At 65.4% G+C, this 16,167-nt stretch carries 15 protein-coding genes; 8 read left to right on the top strand and 7 right to left on the bottom strand.

Annotated elements, in window-relative coordinates; all coding sequences use genetic code 11:
- The first annotated feature begins 6 nt into the window (after positions 1–6).
- Positions 7–552, top strand: a complete 546-nt coding sequence (locus L7H23_RS05145; RefSeq protein ID WP_237838282.1) for a tetratricopeptide repeat protein — start codon at positions 7–9, stop codon at positions 550–552.
- Here the strand turns inward: L7H23_RS05145 and rsmA are convergent.
- The 4 genes from rsmA to lptD form a co-directional block, all read right to left on the bottom strand.
- Positions 549–1,385, bottom strand: a complete 837-nt coding sequence (gene rsmA / locus L7H23_RS05140; RefSeq protein ID WP_237838281.1) for a 16S rRNA (adenine(1518)-N(6)/adenine(1519)-N(6))-dimethyltransferase RsmA — start codon at positions 1,383–1,385, stop codon at positions 549–551. The genes L7H23_RS05145 and rsmA overlap by 4 nt on opposite strands.
- Complete coding sequence (gene pdxA, locus L7H23_RS05135; RefSeq protein WP_237838280.1) at positions 1,382–2,401, bottom strand: 4-hydroxythreonine-4-phosphate dehydrogenase PdxA; 1,020 nt, start codon at positions 2,399–2,401, stop codon at positions 1,382–1,384. The genes rsmA and pdxA overlap by 4 nt, the downstream gene beginning before the upstream one ends.
- Positions 2,401–3,741, bottom strand: coding sequence for a peptidylprolyl isomerase (locus L7H23_RS05130; protein ID WP_237838279.1), 1,341 nt, complete (start codon positions 3,739–3,741; stop codon positions 2,401–2,403). Before L7H23_RS05130 ends, pdxA begins: the two co-directional genes overlap by 1 nt.
- A gap of 142 nt (positions 3,742–3,883) precedes the next feature.
- On the bottom strand, positions 3,884–6,196 hold the full coding sequence (gene lptD, locus L7H23_RS05125; protein ID WP_237838278.1) for an LPS assembly protein LptD: 2,313 nt from the start codon (positions 6,194–6,196) through the stop codon (positions 3,884–3,886).
- 131 nt (positions 6,197–6,327) lie between these two features.
- On the opposite strand from lptD, the gene L7H23_RS05120 reads away from it, so the two are divergent.
- From L7H23_RS05120 to ndk, 4 genes are all read left to right on the top strand, one after another.
- A complete protein-coding gene (locus L7H23_RS05120; protein ID WP_237838277.1) occupies positions 6,328–7,773 on the top strand; it encodes a leucyl aminopeptidase in 1,446 nt (481 codons plus the stop codon).
- A gap of 17 nt (positions 7,774–7,790) precedes the next feature.
- Complete coding sequence (locus L7H23_RS05115; RefSeq protein WP_237838276.1) at positions 7,791–8,240, top strand: DNA polymerase III subunit chi; 450 nt, start codon at positions 7,791–7,793, stop codon at positions 8,238–8,240.
- An 18-nt stretch (positions 8,241–8,258) separates the two neighbouring features.
- Positions 8,259–8,717 (top strand): hypothetical protein, encoded by a 459-nt coding sequence (locus L7H23_RS05110; protein ID WP_237838275.1) that lies wholly within the window; start codon positions 8,259–8,261, stop codon positions 8,715–8,717.
- A gap of 109 nt (positions 8,718–8,826) precedes the next feature.
- Positions 8,827–9,249 carry a nucleoside-diphosphate kinase gene (gene ndk, locus L7H23_RS05105; RefSeq protein ID WP_237838274.1) on the top strand — a complete coding sequence of 141 codons (423 nt, stop codon included), beginning with the start codon at positions 8,827–8,829 and terminating at the stop codon, positions 9,247–9,249.
- 67 nt (positions 9,250–9,316) lie between these two features.
- Here the strand turns inward: ndk and L7H23_RS05100 are convergent, their stop codons facing one another.
- Genes L7H23_RS05100 through purM form a run of 3 tightly spaced genes read right to left on the bottom strand, consistent with a single transcriptional unit; the run spans position 9,317 to position 11,992 of the window.
- Positions 9,317–9,940 (bottom strand): hypothetical protein, encoded by a 624-nt coding sequence (locus tag L7H23_RS05100; protein ID WP_237838273.1) that lies wholly within the window; start codon positions 9,938–9,940, stop codon positions 9,317–9,319.
- A gap of 2 nt (positions 9,941–9,942) precedes the next feature.
- Complete coding sequence (purN, locus tag L7H23_RS05095) at positions 9,943–10,893, bottom strand: phosphoribosylglycinamide formyltransferase (protein WP_237838272.1); 951 nt, start codon at positions 10,891–10,893, stop codon at positions 9,943–9,945.
- Positions 10,886–11,992, bottom strand: a complete 1,107-nt coding sequence (purM, locus tag L7H23_RS05090; protein ID WP_237838271.1) for a phosphoribosylformylglycinamidine cyclo-ligase — start codon at positions 11,990–11,992, stop codon at positions 10,886–10,888. The genes purN and purM overlap by 8 nt, the downstream gene beginning before the upstream one ends.
- 85 nt (positions 11,993–12,077) lie before the next feature.
- On the opposite strand from purM, the gene L7H23_RS05085 reads away from it, so the two are divergent.
- From L7H23_RS05085 to L7H23_RS05075, 3 genes are read left to right on the top strand one after another with little or no spacing between them, the layout of a single operon-like run.
- Positions 12,078–13,352 carry a heavy-metal-associated domain-containing protein gene (locus tag L7H23_RS05085; RefSeq protein WP_237838270.1) on the top strand — a complete coding sequence of 425 codons (1,275 nt, stop codon included), beginning with the start codon at positions 12,078–12,080 and terminating at the stop codon, positions 13,350–13,352.
- A complete protein-coding gene (locus L7H23_RS05080; RefSeq protein ID WP_237838269.1) occupies positions 13,352–14,005 on the top strand; it encodes a chromosomal replication initiator DnaA in 654 nt (217 codons plus the stop codon). Before L7H23_RS05085 ends, L7H23_RS05080 begins: the two co-directional genes overlap by 1 nt.
- A complete protein-coding gene (locus L7H23_RS05075; RefSeq protein WP_237838268.1) occupies positions 13,996–16,164 on the top strand; it encodes an RNA degradosome polyphosphate kinase in 2,169 nt (722 codons plus the stop codon). Before L7H23_RS05080 ends, L7H23_RS05075 begins: the two co-directional genes overlap by 10 nt.
- Positions 16,165–16,167 lie beyond the last annotated feature (3 nt).

Below are 16,167 nucleotides of genomic sequence, written 5' to 3'. Positions count from 1 at the left end.
CCCGAAATGAAGAAATGGGAGAATGCGATGCGCGTCAGTTTCCTGGCTCTCGGTGCCGGCCTTATCCTTGCCAGCATGCCCGTGGCCTCCGATGCGCAGCGCGCCGACAATGACATTCTCCCGCGGTCGACCGAGTTGCAGAAGCGCGGCGAGGAAGCGCAGCACGCCGGCAATCTCGACGCCGCAGTGGATTTTTATGAATCCGCGCTGGCCGCCGATCCGCGCAACCGTTCGGCGATCATCGCCATGGCGCAGGTCGCGCGGGCGCAGGGCTTGCCGGGCAAGGCGATCGGCCTTTACCGCGAGGCGCTGCTGCTTGAACCCAATGACGTTATCGCGCTGACCGGGCAGGGCGAAGCGCTCGCCGACAAGGGTGCGCTCGAACTGGCCCGCGAAAAACTCGCCGATGCGAAACGGGTCTGCAAATCGAATTGCCCGCAAGTCGCCTCGCTGGAAAAGGCGATCGCGAGCAGCGACGCGAAACGCGTCGTCGCTGCCGAAGCGATCGCGCCGAAGCCCGTCGCGACGGTCGGCACCAGCAGCCAGAATTAAGCGCTAAGCGCCCGCGCCAGCGCGACCCATTCCGCAACGCTGACGGTCTCGGCGCGTCGCGTCGGGTCGATGCCGAGCGCTTCGAGCGCCTCGATCGCGCCGGGCACGCCCTTCAGGCTCTGCCGCAGCATCTTGCGCCGTTGGCCAAAGCCCTTTTCGGTGAGCTTGGACAGGATTCGCGGATCGACGCCTTCGGGCTCGTCACCGGGCGTCACATGGACGATCGCCGACATGACCTTGGGCGGCGGGGTGAAGGCCGAGCGATGCACCTTCATCGCGATCTTGGCGTGCGACCGCCACTGAGCGAGCACAGCGAGGCGGCCATAGGCGTTTGTGCCCACCGGCGCGACGATCCGCTCGGCGACCTCAAGCTGGAACATCAGCGTCAACGACAGCCATTGCGGCGGCCACGCCTTCGGTTCCAGCCAGCGCGTGAACAACGCCGTCCCCACGTTGTAGGGCAGGTTCGCGACGATATGATACGGTCCGCCCGCCAAGGCGTCGGCGTCGATCGCCATCGCGTCATCGGGGATGACCTTCAGCCGCCCGTCGAACGCCTCGGAAAGTTCGGCGAGCAAGGGCAGGCAGCGATCGTCGCGTTCGACCGCTATCACCTTTGCCCCGGCGCGGAGCAGCGCGCGTGTCAGGCCGCCGGGGCCGGGTCCGACTTCGAAGACGGTCGCGCCGTCCAGATCGCCGGGCAGCGCCGCGATCCGGTCGAGCAGCTGTTCGTCGAACAGGAAATTCTGGCCCAGCGCCTTGCTGGCTGACAGGCCATGGACGCGCACCGTCTCGCGGAGCGGCGGCAACGGGGTCTTGGGCTCGATCCTCACTTCGCCGGCGCGACGGCGCGGTCGCGGGCAGCGGCCATGCGCGCCGCCATCGCGATCGCCGCAATCGTCGGTCCCGGGTCAGCCTTGCCCTTGCCCGCGATGTCGAAGGCCGTGCCATGGTCGGGCGAAGTGCGGATGATCGGCAGGCCCAGCGTCAGGTTGACGCCGTCGTGAAAATGCAGCGCCTTGAACGGGGCCAGCGCCTGATCGTGATACCCGCAAAGGATGGCGTCATACTGGTCGCGGATACCGGGCGCGAACAGCGCGTCCGCCGCCAGCGGCCCGTCCACGACGATCCCCTCTTCGGCAAGCTGGGCGACTGCCGGCGCGATGACGGTGATTTCCTCGCGGCCAAGCTGGCCGCTCTCGCCGGCATGCGGATTGAGCCCGGCGATTGCCAGCCGGGGCGATGCCAGGCCGAAATCGCGCGCCAGCCCGCGCGCAACGATCCGCGCCTTCGCAACGATCAGCTCGGTCGTCAGCCGTTCCGCGACTTCGAAAAGCGGGATATGAACGGTCAGCGGCACCACGCGCAGCGAGGGGCCGGCGAGCATCATGACCGCATTGGTGGCGGTCACGCCGCAGCGTTCGGCGATGAATTCGGTCTGCCCGGGGTGCGTATAGCCGATCCCGTGCAGCGCGTGCTTCGACACCGGCCCGGTGACGAGCGCGGCGCTCGCGCCGTTACGCGTCAGGCCGATGCCCGTCTCGAGCGTATGGAGCGCACATGTGGCGCCCGCTGGCGTCGGCGCGCCGGGGGTCAGCGGTCCGCTGTCCTCGAGGTGCCAGACCGGGAGCGCCGTATCGAAGGAACGCGCCGCCTCGTCGAGATCGCCGACGCGCGCGATCGGTCCGTCCCAGACGGCTTCTATAGCGGCGATATCGCCGATCGCGACGAAGGGGGGCAGGCCATGCTCGCGCCGCGCCGCCCATGCGCGGGCGGCGACTTCAGGACCCACGCCGGCCGGGTCACCCATGGTGACCGCGATCGGCCGCGGCGTACTAAGGTCGGGCATCAGCTATATTCGATTACCGCGTCGCGGCGAAGGTCGCGCAAATAGCGCTGGGCGCGCTTGTTGACCTTTTCCTCGAGCAGGCGCTGCTCGATTTGCTCGAGATCGGGCGCCGTCGCGGTCTGCGGCATTTCGCGGCCGCACAGCACCAGCACGCTGATGCCTTCGTTCGCAGCGCCGAAGGGCTGCGTCGTCTGTCCGACCTGCATCGTCGTCAACGTCGATTGCAACGGCGCCGGCAGCGCGCGCATTTCGATGTTGTCGCGGGACACGATGTTGGCGCCCAGGCTGCGTGCAACCTCGTCGGCGGCACCGCAGCCTGCGATATTGCGGGTTGCTTCGGCGAACTGGCTGGCAAGCTCCGATGCCTTTGCCTCGGTCGTGCCCGGAGCAAAATCGAGCGAGATCTGTTTCAGGCTGAGCACCGCGTCGCGGGGATCCGCCGTCAGCACCTGACGCCGGTCGATCATCAGCATGATCGACACACCGCCGGGCACCTCGATCGGACCGACGAGCTGGCCGGGCTGCATCTGGGCAGCGGCTTCAGCCATCGATCCCGGCAGCTGCGCCGCCTTGACCCAGCCAAGATCGCCGCCGACCACCGCAGTCGAGGCTTCGGAGAACTGACGGGCATAGGCCTGGAAGCTGCCGCCCGCCTGAAGCGCCTGGATGATCTTGCGGGCGTTCTCGACGATCGCCGCCTGATTGTCGGGGGTCGCGGACAGGTAGATTTCGCCGATATGGAACTCGTCCTGTCCCTTGGCCTCGTTCATCTGCTTGACGATCGCCTCGACCTCCTCGGTCGACACGTTCGTGGTCGACTGGATGTTGCGCGAGAGCAGCCGGTCCCAGGCATATTCGCCCCGGATCTGCTGCTTCACTGCGGCTGCCGACGAATTCTTGGACGCCAGATACTGGGTGAACTGCTCGGGCGTCTGCTTGAAACGTCCCGCGAGCCGCGCGAACTGCTGATTGACGACATTCTCGTCGATTTCGATCTTCGCCGCCTTGGCTTCCTGGATTTGCAGCTTTTCGTCGATCAGGTTGCTGAAAACCTGATTGCGCAGGCGCTGCATTTCTTCGGCAGGGAGCTCGACATTGTTGTTCGCGATGCGGATCAGCGCGAGGCGCTGCTCGATGTCGGTTGCGGTGATGATCTCGCCATTCACGGTTGCCGAGGGGCGGTACACGTTCGGCTTGGCATCGCCATAAAGCTGGACATTGCCCGGAATGTTGAGGCTCGTCGTCGGCACTTCGTTGTCGGAGACGGTCTGCGCGAGCACCGGCGTTATCCCCACGGCTGCTGCGGCCATCAGCCCGATCATGGTCGAAATTTTGGTCATTTTTACCCTATTCGAGAGGTTCCGGCCCGCTCCGTATCAGCGGACGTGCCCGATGGTCCAGCGCAAACGCGTGTTTGCATGTCATAACTGCGGTTCGATCTAGTGCCCGGACGCTGAACGTGGGCTGAGCGCCGCGGGCGAATCAGAACCCGAGATTGCGGAACGCGATGCGGAACGAGAAGCTGTTGCCGCGCCGCGCGTCGCCGGTGTCGATATAGTCGCGGCGCCACGTCAGCGCGATCGACAGGCATTCGTCGTCATACGCGACGCCAAGACGATGCCGAATCGGATCGAAGCCATCGGCGACGCTCAGCGGATCGTCGCTCTTGCTGGTCAGGTCGATAATGGCCGATCCGAAGATCGACCAGTTCTTGGCGAAGGCGACGCGGCCGCCGACCCGGGCTTCCTCGCGGTCCTGCAGGTCCTCACCGAGCAGCAAGATGTCGCGGTTGAGCCGCGAATAGCCCAGCACCGCATAGGTCGACCGGCTGCCGATCGTCGCGTCGAATTCGTTGCGGCGGATCGCCAGATTATCCTTGTCGAGCCTGAACCGGTGCGTCAGCCGGATGAAATCCTTGTACGCGACCGTCGTGCGTCCGACGATGTCCGACGTGCGGTCGGTCAGCCCCGTGCCATCCGGGAACAGGCTGGGCTTGTCGGACAGGCGATAGCTTTGCCCGACGACCGAGCTGATGTTGAAACCCGGCCGGCTGTAGTTCCATTCGAGGCCATAGGTGATGCGCGCGCCGTCCTCGAACCTGTCGTATCCCGAGAAACGGTTGATCGCGAACAGGTTGCTGTCCTCAAGGTCGAACGCACGCGAATCCTCGTTCGGGATGTCCAGATTCTTGAGCTGCGGGGTTGCGACGATCTGGATGCGCGGGGTCAGCGTCTGGGTGCCGCCCGCGAATTCGCCGATAAACGGCCAACGCATGTCGGCGGCGACCGCAGCGATGCCGCGACCTTCCCAGCCCGATTTGCCGCGATAGCCCGGGATCGAGGTCAGCAGATTCTCGTCGCTGTGATAGACATCGCCGCGCACCATCGCGGTCAGTACCACTTCCTGACCCATGCCGGTCAGGCCGCGCAGGTTCCACGTGGCGCCGGCGAAGGCGCGCTGGGTATCCTGACCGGCTGTGCGTCCGATCGCCAGCGTATTGAGCTGCAATTCGATCTGGCCGCCGAGCAGCGGGTCGGCGAGGCGCTGGCGATAGTCGATGATCGGCAGCGCGACCGGCTGTTGCCCCTGCACGTCGTTGACACGCAGCGTCTGCGTCGCCCAGCCGGCAATCGAGAGATAGCTCTGCCCGCCGATCCGTTCGAGCTCGAACGTCGAACGCAGCCGGTCGTCACGGCTGATGTCGTAACGCCGCATGAAGGTGCGGTCGGTCGTGATGCGTCCCGAATAGGTCAGGCTCCAGCGCGGATCGAACTGGAACTTGCCTGCACTTTCCAGATAGCCGCGGAACTGTCGGTTGGGATCGATCACCTGGCCGGAGACCGGAACCACCGCGCTGTGGGTTGCGAAGCCGTTGATGCGAAAGGATCCGATGTCGGTCAGCGCGCGGAACTCGCCTTCGATCATCGGCGCCGAACTGGTGTAGAGGTGCGGCGTGATCGTGATGTCGCGATCGGGCGCAAGCCGGAGATAATAGGGGACGGCAACCTCGAAACCATTGGTGCGGTCGAGGCGGATTTCGGGAACGAGCAGGCCGCTTCCGGCTTCCTGGTTCGCCGGATGGCTGAGTCCCGGCAGCGGGATCAGCGGCAGGCCGAACATCTCGATCCGTGCGCCCTTGTACCGGACCTTGTTCTTGCCGCGATCATAGATCACGCGGACCGCCCGCACCTGCCAGCTCGGATTCTTGGGACAGCCGCTGTCGTCCGCGACGGGGCAGGGCGTATAGGCCGCATTTTCCAGCTCGATATTGCCGTTGTCGAAGCGCGTGCCCTTTACTGCGGCAAGGCGCGCGCCATTGTCGAGCACGACGAGCAGATTCTCGACGACGCCGTCGCGGAGGGTATCGGTCAGGACGATCCGGTCGCCATACGCGGTGTCCCCCTCGGGGTTCTTGATCGCGACATTGCCCTCGGCGACCACTTCGCCGGTCTTGCGATTCCATGTCACCTTGTCGGCGCGCATGTCGACGGTGTCGCGGTTCATGGCGACATTGCCTTCGGCGACGACAATGTCGGTGTCGTTATCATAATTGATGTTGTCGGCCGCGAAGCCGATCTGGTCTTCGGCCTTTGAAACCGGCGCGTCGGTCGCCGCCGCCGAAGCGTCGCGATTCTGCAGGTCGGGCTGCCCTGCCGGCGTGGCGGGTGCCTCTATCCGCGGCGGCTCGACGGTCTGCTGCGCGGCGACGGGGCAGGCCATCAGCGCGGCGCCGCTCGCCGTCATCAGCCACAGGGGCCGCGTGCGCGCCGATCGATGGAACAAAGCCCAGCTCATTTGATATCTTTGTCCCACGCCTTATCTGGTGTCCACCCGGACGGTATGTTCTGCTTTGTTTTGCAACTCGCAGGCGAAACCCCTATCGGTCCGGCACGTTCCAATCAATCTCCGCATAAGAAAGTAATCGCATGGACATCCAGTTTGTCGCGCAAATCGATGCGTCTGCCGACGTCGTCGCTTTTCCCGTCCGCAAGGGCGAGGCGGGAGCGCTCGGGGCGCTGCTCGGTGCTGCGGCCAAGCAGGCGCGCTTCGAGGGCGCTGCAGGCGCAATCGCTGAAACCGCCGCGATCGACGGCGAACAGGCAAAGCGCCTCCTGCTCGTGGGCATCGGTGAAGGCAGCGCGCACGACCTCGAACGCGCCGGCGCGGCGCTCGTCGCGCGGTTGCAGACGAGCGGCGTCACCGCCGTCCATGTCGATTTCGCGAGCGCCGGCCAGACCGACGAGGACGATGTGCTTGCCTTCGCCATGGGCGCGCGGCTGCGCAACTGGCGCATCGACACCTATCGCACGCGCCTCGCCGAAAATGCCAGGCCCACGCTGCAGACGGTCGTCATTGCATCGCCCGCGGGCGATCTGTCGGCGCGCTGGGGCAGCTATTCGGCGGTCGCCGACGGTGTTGCACTGACCCAGACGCTCGTCGCCGAGCCACCGAATGTCCTCTATCCCGAAACCTTCGTCGAACGCTGCCAGCATCTCGCCGACCTCGGCGTGGAGCTGGAAGTCCTCGACGAGCGCCAGATGAAAGCGCTCGGCATGGGCGCGCTGCTCGGCGTCGCGCAGGGCTCGACGCGCCCGCCGCGGCTGCTCGCGATGCGCTGGAACGGCGGGACGCCGGGTGAGGCGCCGGTCGTCTTCATCGGCAAGGGCGTCACCTTCGACACCGGCGGCATCAGCCTGAAGCCCGGACCGGGCATGGACATGATGAAGTGGGACATGGGCGGCGCAGGCGCCGTTGCTGGGGCCATCAAGGCGATCGCGGGCCGCAAGGCAAAGGCGAACGTCGTCGGTGTCGTCGGGCTGGTCGAGAATATGCCCGACGGCAATGCGATGCGTCCCGGCGACATCGTCAGCACGATGTCGGGCCAGACGGTCGAGGTGCTCAACACCGACGCCGAGGGCCGCCTTGTCCTGTGCGACGCGATCAGTTGGGCCCAGAAGTCCTATGATCCCAAGGTGATCGTCGACCTCGCAACGCTGACCGGCGCGATGGTGATCTCGCTCGGCCACGAATATGCGGGCATCTTCGCCAACGACGACAAGCTCGCCGCCGACCTGATCGCAGCAGGCGAGGGCAGCAACAACAAGCTGTGGCGCTTCCCGCTGTCGCCTGCCTATGACAAGCTGATCGACAGCCCGATCGCCGACATGAAGAATATCGGCCCGCGCGAAGGCGGCTCGATCACCGCGGCGCAGTTTCTGAAGCGCTATGTAAACGAGGGCGTCGCCTGGGCGCATCTCGACATCGCGGGCATGGCGTGGGCCGACAAGGACGGCGCGGTCTATGGCAAGGGCGCGACGGGTTATGGCGTGCGCCTGCTCGACCGTTATATCGCCGACAACCACGAGGGCTGAGCAGAGGGCAGGAGAGCGTGGCGCGCGTCGACTTCTACCGGCTGACCCGCGACCCGGTCGAACGGGTGCTGCCGGCGATCGCGACGCGAATCCTGGGGAATGGCGACCGCCTGCTGGTGGTCGCCGCCCCGGCGATGCAGCGGCAGTCGATCGACGAAGCGCTGTGGACGCTGCAGCCCGCCGGCTTCCTGCCGCACGGGAATGCGGGTTCACCGGACGAGGCGATCGAGCCGATCCTGCTCGCCGGCACGCTCGATGCCGTGCCGCCCAACGGCGCCACCCATATCGCGCTCGCCGACGGCGAATGGCGCGAGGAGGCGCTGGCCTTCGAGCGTACCTTTCTGCTCTTCGACAACAGCCGCATCGACGATGCCCGCGCGACCTGGCGCGCGCTCGCGGCGCGCGACGATGTCGACAACCGTTTCTGGAAGCAGGATGAAAACGGACGCTGGTCCGAGGGGCCATAGGGAGCGGGGCTAAGGATTATGCGCGAAACGGGTCTGATGGCGGCACTGCTGTTGATGGCTTGCGGCAGCGGCGAGGGGCAAGCCGTGGCGCGTGGTGGCGATCAGGGCTCGCCGGCCGATGTAGTCACCCCTCAAGCGCCCGTACGGGACGGGGTAGGCGAAACGAAATTCGGCGACGACAATCAGCAATATCCCAAGGGCTTCTCGCCTTATCCGGGGTCGAGACCGGCCCGGAACTTCTCCGCCTCGACCTATGATGGCGGCACTGCTGCGAGTTTCGAGGTCGAAGCGAAGGTGGCCGACGTCATCGCGCATTTCCGGAAGCAGGCCGAAGCGCAGGGCATGAAGATCACCGGTCAGGTCGAGGGTGGAAGCACAACGATCTTTGTCGCCGACCGTCCCGACGGATCGGGCGATGTAAAATTCACCATCATCCAGTCGGGGAACCGCGTCATGGGTGCGGTGATGGGGAAATAGCGGCGCGCCGGGGCAGTTTGACGGCGTTCGCGGCTTCGTCCTTGCGGCCACGCAAAAGCGCGGCTAGAGGCGCGCGCATCATATAACAAACCAACGCAGGAGCTTCCCCATGGCGATCACTCGCACCTTCTCGATCATCAAGCCCGACGCCACGCGTCGCAACATCACCGGCGCCGTCACCAAGATGCTGGAAGACGCCGGGCTGCGCGTCGTCGCATCGAAGCGCATCCACATGACCCGCGAACAGGCCGAAGGCTTCTATGCGGTGCATAAGGAACGCCCCTTCTTCGGCGAACTCGTCGACTTCATGATCAGCGGACCCGTCGTCGTGCAGGTCCTTGAGGGCGAGAACGCGATGCAGGCGAACCGCGACATCATGGGCGCGACCAACCCGGCGAACGCCGAGCCCGGCACGATCCGCAAGGAACTCGCCGAGAGCATCGAAGCGAACACCGTCCACGGCTCGGACAGCGACGAGAATGCGGCGATCGAAATCGCCTATTTCTTCAAGCCCGAAGAAATCGTCGGCTAAGCCAAACGGCAAACCCGGACCGAAGAGGCCGCCGGAGCAATCCGGCGGCCTTTTTCGTAGGCGTCGGCTAGCCCTGCCGCTCGCGCATCCATTCGAGGCGAAGAAGCTTGGACGGCTCCGGGCGGCTTGCCGACGCAGCGGATCGTAATGCTTTCTGCGACGCGGGCCGGCATTTTTCGTCGAAGCCCGGATAGCGCTTTTTCACGACCGGTTCGGGACTGCGTTCTTCCGCGGCGGTCTTGTAGTCGATCTTCGTGCCGCACATGACCGGCCACAGGGCAATGGACTTGAGTTTCCGGTCTCCGGCCGGATTGTCGAAAGCCATGAAGAAATAGACGGGATCCTTTCCGGTGCCGTCGATTCCTTCGGCGTAGCGGATCTGCATCAGTGCGACCTTGCCGCCGACAAGCAGGATGTCGCTCTCGAGCGGTTTCATCGTCGGACCGCGACCGCCGACGGGCTCGAACCAGCGGCCGTCGCGATATTCGGCCCAGCTTGCGCATGCGGGCCAGCGCGCCATCGGCTCGGCTTCGTCGAAACGGCAATCGGCCTTGTCCCGGATCAGCCAGATGCCGTCGGCGGGCGTCGGCGCGCCCGCCGCGTCGGCTTCGGCGAACATCGGTTTTTCGGAAACAGCCATTCCGCAGCCGCCAAGCAACAGGATCAACAGACAAGCGAACAATCGCGCCATCGTCAGAACTCCTCCGCTGCTCCCATCAACCCCGCCAGCTTCTTCGGTGCAATCGCGAGCCAGCTCTTGCGCAGCCATTCGCCGATCGCGTCCCAGTCGGTATCGCCCAGATCGAGCCTTATACCGATCCAGCCGTCGCCGAAATAGGCGGGGCGATAATAACGATCCTCGTCGAGTTCGATCAGCTGCGCCTGCTCGTCGGCACCGCTGATCTTGACCAGCAGCGCGGTCTTGCCGTCGCCGTGATGGTCCTGCGTGAAATAGGCGAACTTCTTGCCCTTCACGATCCCGAAGCAGGGCATGCCGTGCGATGTGACCTCGTCGGCCTCGGGCAGCGCCATCGCGAGCTCGCGGACGCGGCCGAGCAGCCAGTCGGGCGAGCGTTCGCGCGCGACGAAAGCGGCGAGGGTGGTCGGATAGAGCTGGTGTTCGGCAAAGCGGACGCGTTCGGCAAGACTCCCGGCGGTATCGCCCGCGACGATCGCAACCTCGGTCTGCGCCAGGACCGGGCCTTCGTCGACACCCGGCGTCACGATATGCACGCTGCAGCCGCCGAAGCCGTCGCCCGCGTCGATTGCCTGCTGGTGGGTATTCAGCCCGGCATATTTCGGCAGCAGGCTGGGATGGATATTGACCATCTTGCCGGCCCAGCGATCGACGAAGTCATCGCTCAGGATGCGCATATAGCCCGCGAGCGCGACGAACTCGACGCGGGCATCGCGCAATTGCCCGTCGACCAGCGCGTCGAACGCGTCGCGGTTCATGCCCTTGTGCGACAGGCTCCATGTCGGAACACCTTCGGCCTCGGCGATCGCGAGGCCGGGCGCGTCGGGATTGTTGCTGGCGACGAGCACCAGCTCATAGGAGCAATCGGCGGCTTTCGCGGCGTAAAGCAGCGCCGCCATATTGGTGCCGGCGCCGGAGATCAGGACGGCGACGCGCGCCTTAGCCATTATGCGTGGCGCTCCATGCGGCCATGGCACTCCAGGTCTCGGACCCGCCGCTGACCGTGCAGCCCTTTTCCCCTTCGGCGATATGGCCAATGCGGTGGACCGTCTCGCCAGCAGCTTCGAGCGCGGATGTCACGTCGGCGACGTCGGCTTCGGCAACGACGACCGCCATGCCGATCCCGCAGTTGAAGGTGCGCGCCATTTCCTCGGGCTCGATATTGCCCTGCGCTTGCAGGAACGCCATCAGCCGCGGTTGCTCCCACGCGTCGGCGTCGACATGCGCGTGCAGCGTCTTGGGCAGGATGCGCGGGATATTCTCGAGCAAGCCGCCGCCGGTAATGTGAGCCAACGCATGGATCCTGCCGGTTTTCACAAGCGGAAGCAGGCTCTTCACATAGATGCGCGTCGGCGCCATCAGCGCGTCGATCAGGCGGATATTCTGGTCGAACAGGGCAGGGCGGTCGAGCTTCCAACCCTTGTCGGCCGCGAGGCGGCGCACGAGCGAAAAGCCGTTCGAATGTACGCCCGACGAGGCGAGGCCCAGAATGACGTCGCCCGCCGCCACCTTGTCGGCGGTCAGCACCTGATCGCGCTCGACCGCGCCGACACAGAAGCCCGCAAGATCATAGTCGCCGTCCGAATACATGCCCGGCATCTCGGCGGTTTCGCCGCCGATCAGTGCGCAACCGGCCTGCTTGCAACCCTCGGCGATGCTCGCGACGACTTCGGTCGCGACATCGTTGTCGAGCTTGCCCGTGGCATAATAATCGAGGAAAAACAGCGGCTCGGCGCCCTGTACGATCAGATCGTTCGCGCACATCGCGACGAGGTCGATTCCCACGCCGTCATGCTTGCCCGATTCGATCGCGAGCTTCAGCTTGGTGCCGACGCCGTCGTTTGCCGCGACGAGCAGGGGGTCGTTGAACCCCGCCGCCTTCAGGTCGAAGAAGCCGCCAAACCCGCCAAGGTCGGCGTCGGCGCCCGGGCGGCGGGTCGATCGCGCGAGCGGGGCGATGGCACGGACCAGCGCATTGCCGGTCTCGATCGAGACGCCGGCCTGCGCATAAGTGTAGGAGGCGGGTTGGTTGTGCTTGGAATCCATGGCCCGCGCGACTAACGCTTCCGGCCGACAAATGCCATGATTTCCTTGTCCGGAGCCTCGCTTTTGGGCAGAGCATAGAGAAGATATGACTGCGGCCGCTTTCCCCCGTTCGACTCCCGGCTTCTGGCTTCGCTCGCTTGGCCCGCGCGACTGGCGCTGGGCGGCGCTTTTCGGCCTGTTTTTCGCGATCCTGCTCGCGGGTATCGTCGAGGGGCAGATCAGCCGCGGCGACCGCGGCATCACGCCGATCAACAGCAGCGGTGACTTCCTTGCAAGCGGAATACTGGTCGACGTCACCGGCGACAACGCCGAGGATGCGCGCGAAAAGGGCTGGCGCGAGGCGCAGCGCAAGGGCTGGGCGCAGCTCTACAAGCGGATCAACGGCAGCGACGGTCCGGCGCTGGGCGATTCGGTGCTCGACGGCATCGTTACCGCGGTCGTCGTCGAGGACGAGCAGATCGGCCCGCGCCGCTATGTTGCGCGGCTCGGCGTCCAGTTCGACCGTGTCCGTGCCGGCCAGATCCTCGGCGTCAGCGGCCGCACGCTCCGTTCGCCGCCGCTGCTCGTCATTCCCGTCTATTCGGTCGACGGCATCCAGCAGGTGTTCGAACAGCGCAGCGCGTGGCAGCGCGCCTGGGCCGAATATAATACCGGCCAGAGCGCGATCGACTATGTCCGCACCGCGGGCACTGGCGCCGATACGCTGCTGCTCAACGCGGGCCAGACCGGCCGCCGCGGGCGCGTGTGGTGGCGCGTGATCCTCGACCAATATGGCGCCGCCGATGTGCTGACGCCGATCGCGCGGGTCGAGTACAGCTATCCCGGCGGTCCCATTAAAGGCTATTTCGCGGCGCGCTTCGGTCCCGACAACAAGCTCATTGGTACTTTCACGATGACCGGCCCCAGCCCCGCGGCGCTGCCCGACATGATGGAAAAGGCAGTCGCGCGGATGGATAGCCTCTACACGACCGCACTCGCCGAAGGCGTGCTGCGCACCGATGCCTATCTCGTCCTCGAAAAGCCCGTCGAGAAGGAAGAGCTGCCCGAAGAGCTCGCGACCGATGAGGATGCGTTGCCGAGCGAGACCGACACGAGCGCGACGGCTGCGACACCGGCTGTCGGCGTCCAGAGCTTTACCGTCCAGTACAACTCGCCCGACGTCGATTCGGTGTCGGCGACCGAGCGTGCCGTCGCGGGTGCCGCAGGCGTCCAGTCGGCATCGACGACCAGCCTCGCGCTCGGGGGCACGTCGGTGATGCGCGTCTCGTTCCGCGGCGATCTGGCGGCGCTCAAGGCGGCGCTCGCCGCCCGCGGCTTCAAGGTTCAGGAAGGCGGCGGCCAGCTCAGGATCAGCCGCTGATGGCTGCCTCGGGACAGATTGCGCTGCCGCTCGACTGGAGTGCCGGCGGCTCGAACGACGGTCCGCTGATCGTCGGCGCGAGCAATGCCGATGCGGTGCGCTACCTCCGCCACGTTGCGACCTGGCCTGTCCGGACGGCCGTGCTTACGGGGCCGCGCGGTTCCGGGCGCAGCCTGATGGGACGGCTCTTCGCGAGAGAAGCCGGCGGCCGGGTAATCGACGGGCACGGCAGCGTTTCGGAAGAAGAGATTTTCCACGCGTGGAACGCCGCTCAGGCCTCGGGCACGCCGCTTCTGATCATTGCCGATGCGCCGCCGGCAGAATGGGGCATCGGGCTTCCCGACCTTGCCTCGCGCCTTGCTGCGGTGCCGGTCCTGACGATCGGCGAGCCCGACGACTGTCTGGCGCGCGACCTGATCGAGGCGCTGTTCGCGCAGCGCGGCATGGCGCTGGCACCCGAGGTCGCATCCTATATCGTGCCCCGGATGGAGCGCAGCTATGCGATGATCCATCGGGTTGTCGCGGCGCTCGACGCCGCGTCGCTCGAAAAAGGGCGCGGCGTTAGCATTCGTCTTACGCGTGAAACATTACTGTCACAGGGGCTGATCGATCCCGATCTCCTCGAAAGGCAGGATGAAGCAAAATGTCGATAGCCGGCGGCCCCCTTCGCGCAGACAATGACGCCGACAAGGCGCTTCCGACTTTCGGCCCCGAACGTTTCTTCAACCGCGAATTGTCGTGGCTCGCCTTCAACCGGCGGGTGATGGAGGAAGCACGCAATCCCGCGCATCCGCTGCTCGAACGGCTACGCTTCCTGTCGATTTCGGGCAGCAACCTCGACGAATTCTTCATGGTGCGCGTCGCGGGGCTCAAGGGACAGCAACTGCAGGGCATCGACGACCCCTCCGCCGACGGCCGCTCGCCGGGGCAACAACTCGCCGAGATCGAGGCCGAGGTGCATCGCCTCGTCGACCAGCAGCAGAGCGAGTGGCAGCGGCTGCATCAGCTGCTCGCCGAACAGGGGATTGTCGTCCACGGCACAGGTTCGGACGTCGAGAAGCTGCGCCGCGCGCTTCGCCAGTATTTCCTGGACCAGATTTTCCCGATCTTGACTCCGCAGGTGCTGGATCCCGCGCATCCGTTCCCGTTCATTCCGAACCGGGGCGTCGGTGTGATCTTCGATCTGGAACGCAAGGCGACGGGCGATACGGTTCGCGAACTCGTGATGATCCCGGCGTCATTGCCGCGTTTCGTGCCGGTGCCGGGCGAGGCGGGCAATTTTGTGCCGATCGAATATCTGATCGAGATTTTCGGCGACCTGATCTTCCCGGGCTTCCTCATACGCTCGCTCGGCGTGTTCCGCATCATCCGCGACAGCGATATCGAAATCGAGGAAGAGGCCGAGGACCTGGTGCGCCTGTTCCGCACTGCGATCCGCCGCCGCCGCCGCGGCCGCGTGATCCTGATGGAGATCGAGGCCGACATGCCGGCCGAAATCGCCGCGGTGCTCAACGCCGATATTCAGGGGCATGAAGCGATCGTCGCCAAGATCGGCGGTTTCATCGGCCTCGCGGCGCTCTCCGCGCTCGTCGACGTCGACCGCCCCGACCTCAAATTCCCTGCCTATTCGCCACGCTTTCCCGAGCGCATCCGCGAGCATGGCGGCGACTGTTTTGCGGCGATCCGTTCGAAGGACATCGTCGTCCACCATCCTTATGAGAGTTTCGACGTCGTGCTCTCTTTCCTGCGGCAAGCTGCGGCCGATCCCGATGTCGTCGCGATCAAGCAGACGCTCTATCGCGCCGGCAACCAGTCGCCGGTCATCCGTGCGCTGATCGAGGCGGCAGAGGCGGGCAAGTCGGTCACCGCCGTGGTCGAGCTCAAGGCGCGCTTTGACGAGGAGCAGAATCTCCTCTGGGCGAACCAGCTCGAACGCGCCGGGGTGCAGGTCGTCTACGGCTTCATCGAGTGGAAGACACACGCGAAAATCTCGATGGTCGTGCGCCGCGAGGGGCAGGGCTATCGCACCTATTGCCACTTCGGCACCGGCAATTATCACCCGGTTACCGCGCGCATCTATACCGATCTCAGCTTCTTCACCGCGGACCCGCGTGCCGGCCGTGATGCGGCGCAGCTGTTCAATTACATCACCGGCTATGTCGAACCCGAACGGCTCGAACTCGTCACCATGTCGCCGCTCAACATGCGACAGCATCTCTCGCAACTGATCGACGCGGAGATTGCGGCGGCGAAGGCGGGTCTGCCTTCGGGCGTCTGGGCAAAGATGAACAGCCTCGTCGACCCCGACATCATCGACAAGCTCTATGAGGCCAGCGCCGCGGGCGTGCCCGTCGAACTGATCGTCCGCGGTATCTGCTGCCTGCGCCCCGGCGTTCCCGGCCTGTCGGAGACGATCCGCGTCAAATCGATCGTCGGCCGCTTCCTCGAGCACAGCCGCATCTGGGCCTTTGCGAACGGCGCGCGTCTCCCGCACCAGCGCGCGAAGCTCTACATCTCCAGCGCCGACTGGATGCCGCGCAACTTCGATCGCCGCGTCGAATATATGATCCCGATCGAGAATCCGACCGTCCACGACCAGATCCTCGACCAGGTGCTCGTCGCGAACCTGATCGACAACGAGCAGAGCTGGGTGCTCCAGCCCGACGGGACGTACCGGCGCCTTGTCCCGGGCGACAAACCGTTCAACCTGCACCATTATTTCATGAACAACCCGTCGCTGTCAGGCCGTGGCACGTCGCTTCACCAGCGCCAGGACGTTCCGACGCTCGACTTTCCGATGCGCGAGGCCTGACGA

Source organism: Sphingopyxis sp. BSN-002, assembly GCF_022024275.1.
GTDB lineage: Bacteria > Pseudomonadota > Alphaproteobacteria > Sphingomonadales > Sphingomonadaceae > Sphingopyxis.
Note: the sequence above shows the minus strand (reverse complement) of the source record. Positions and strands in the feature narration are given on the sequence as shown.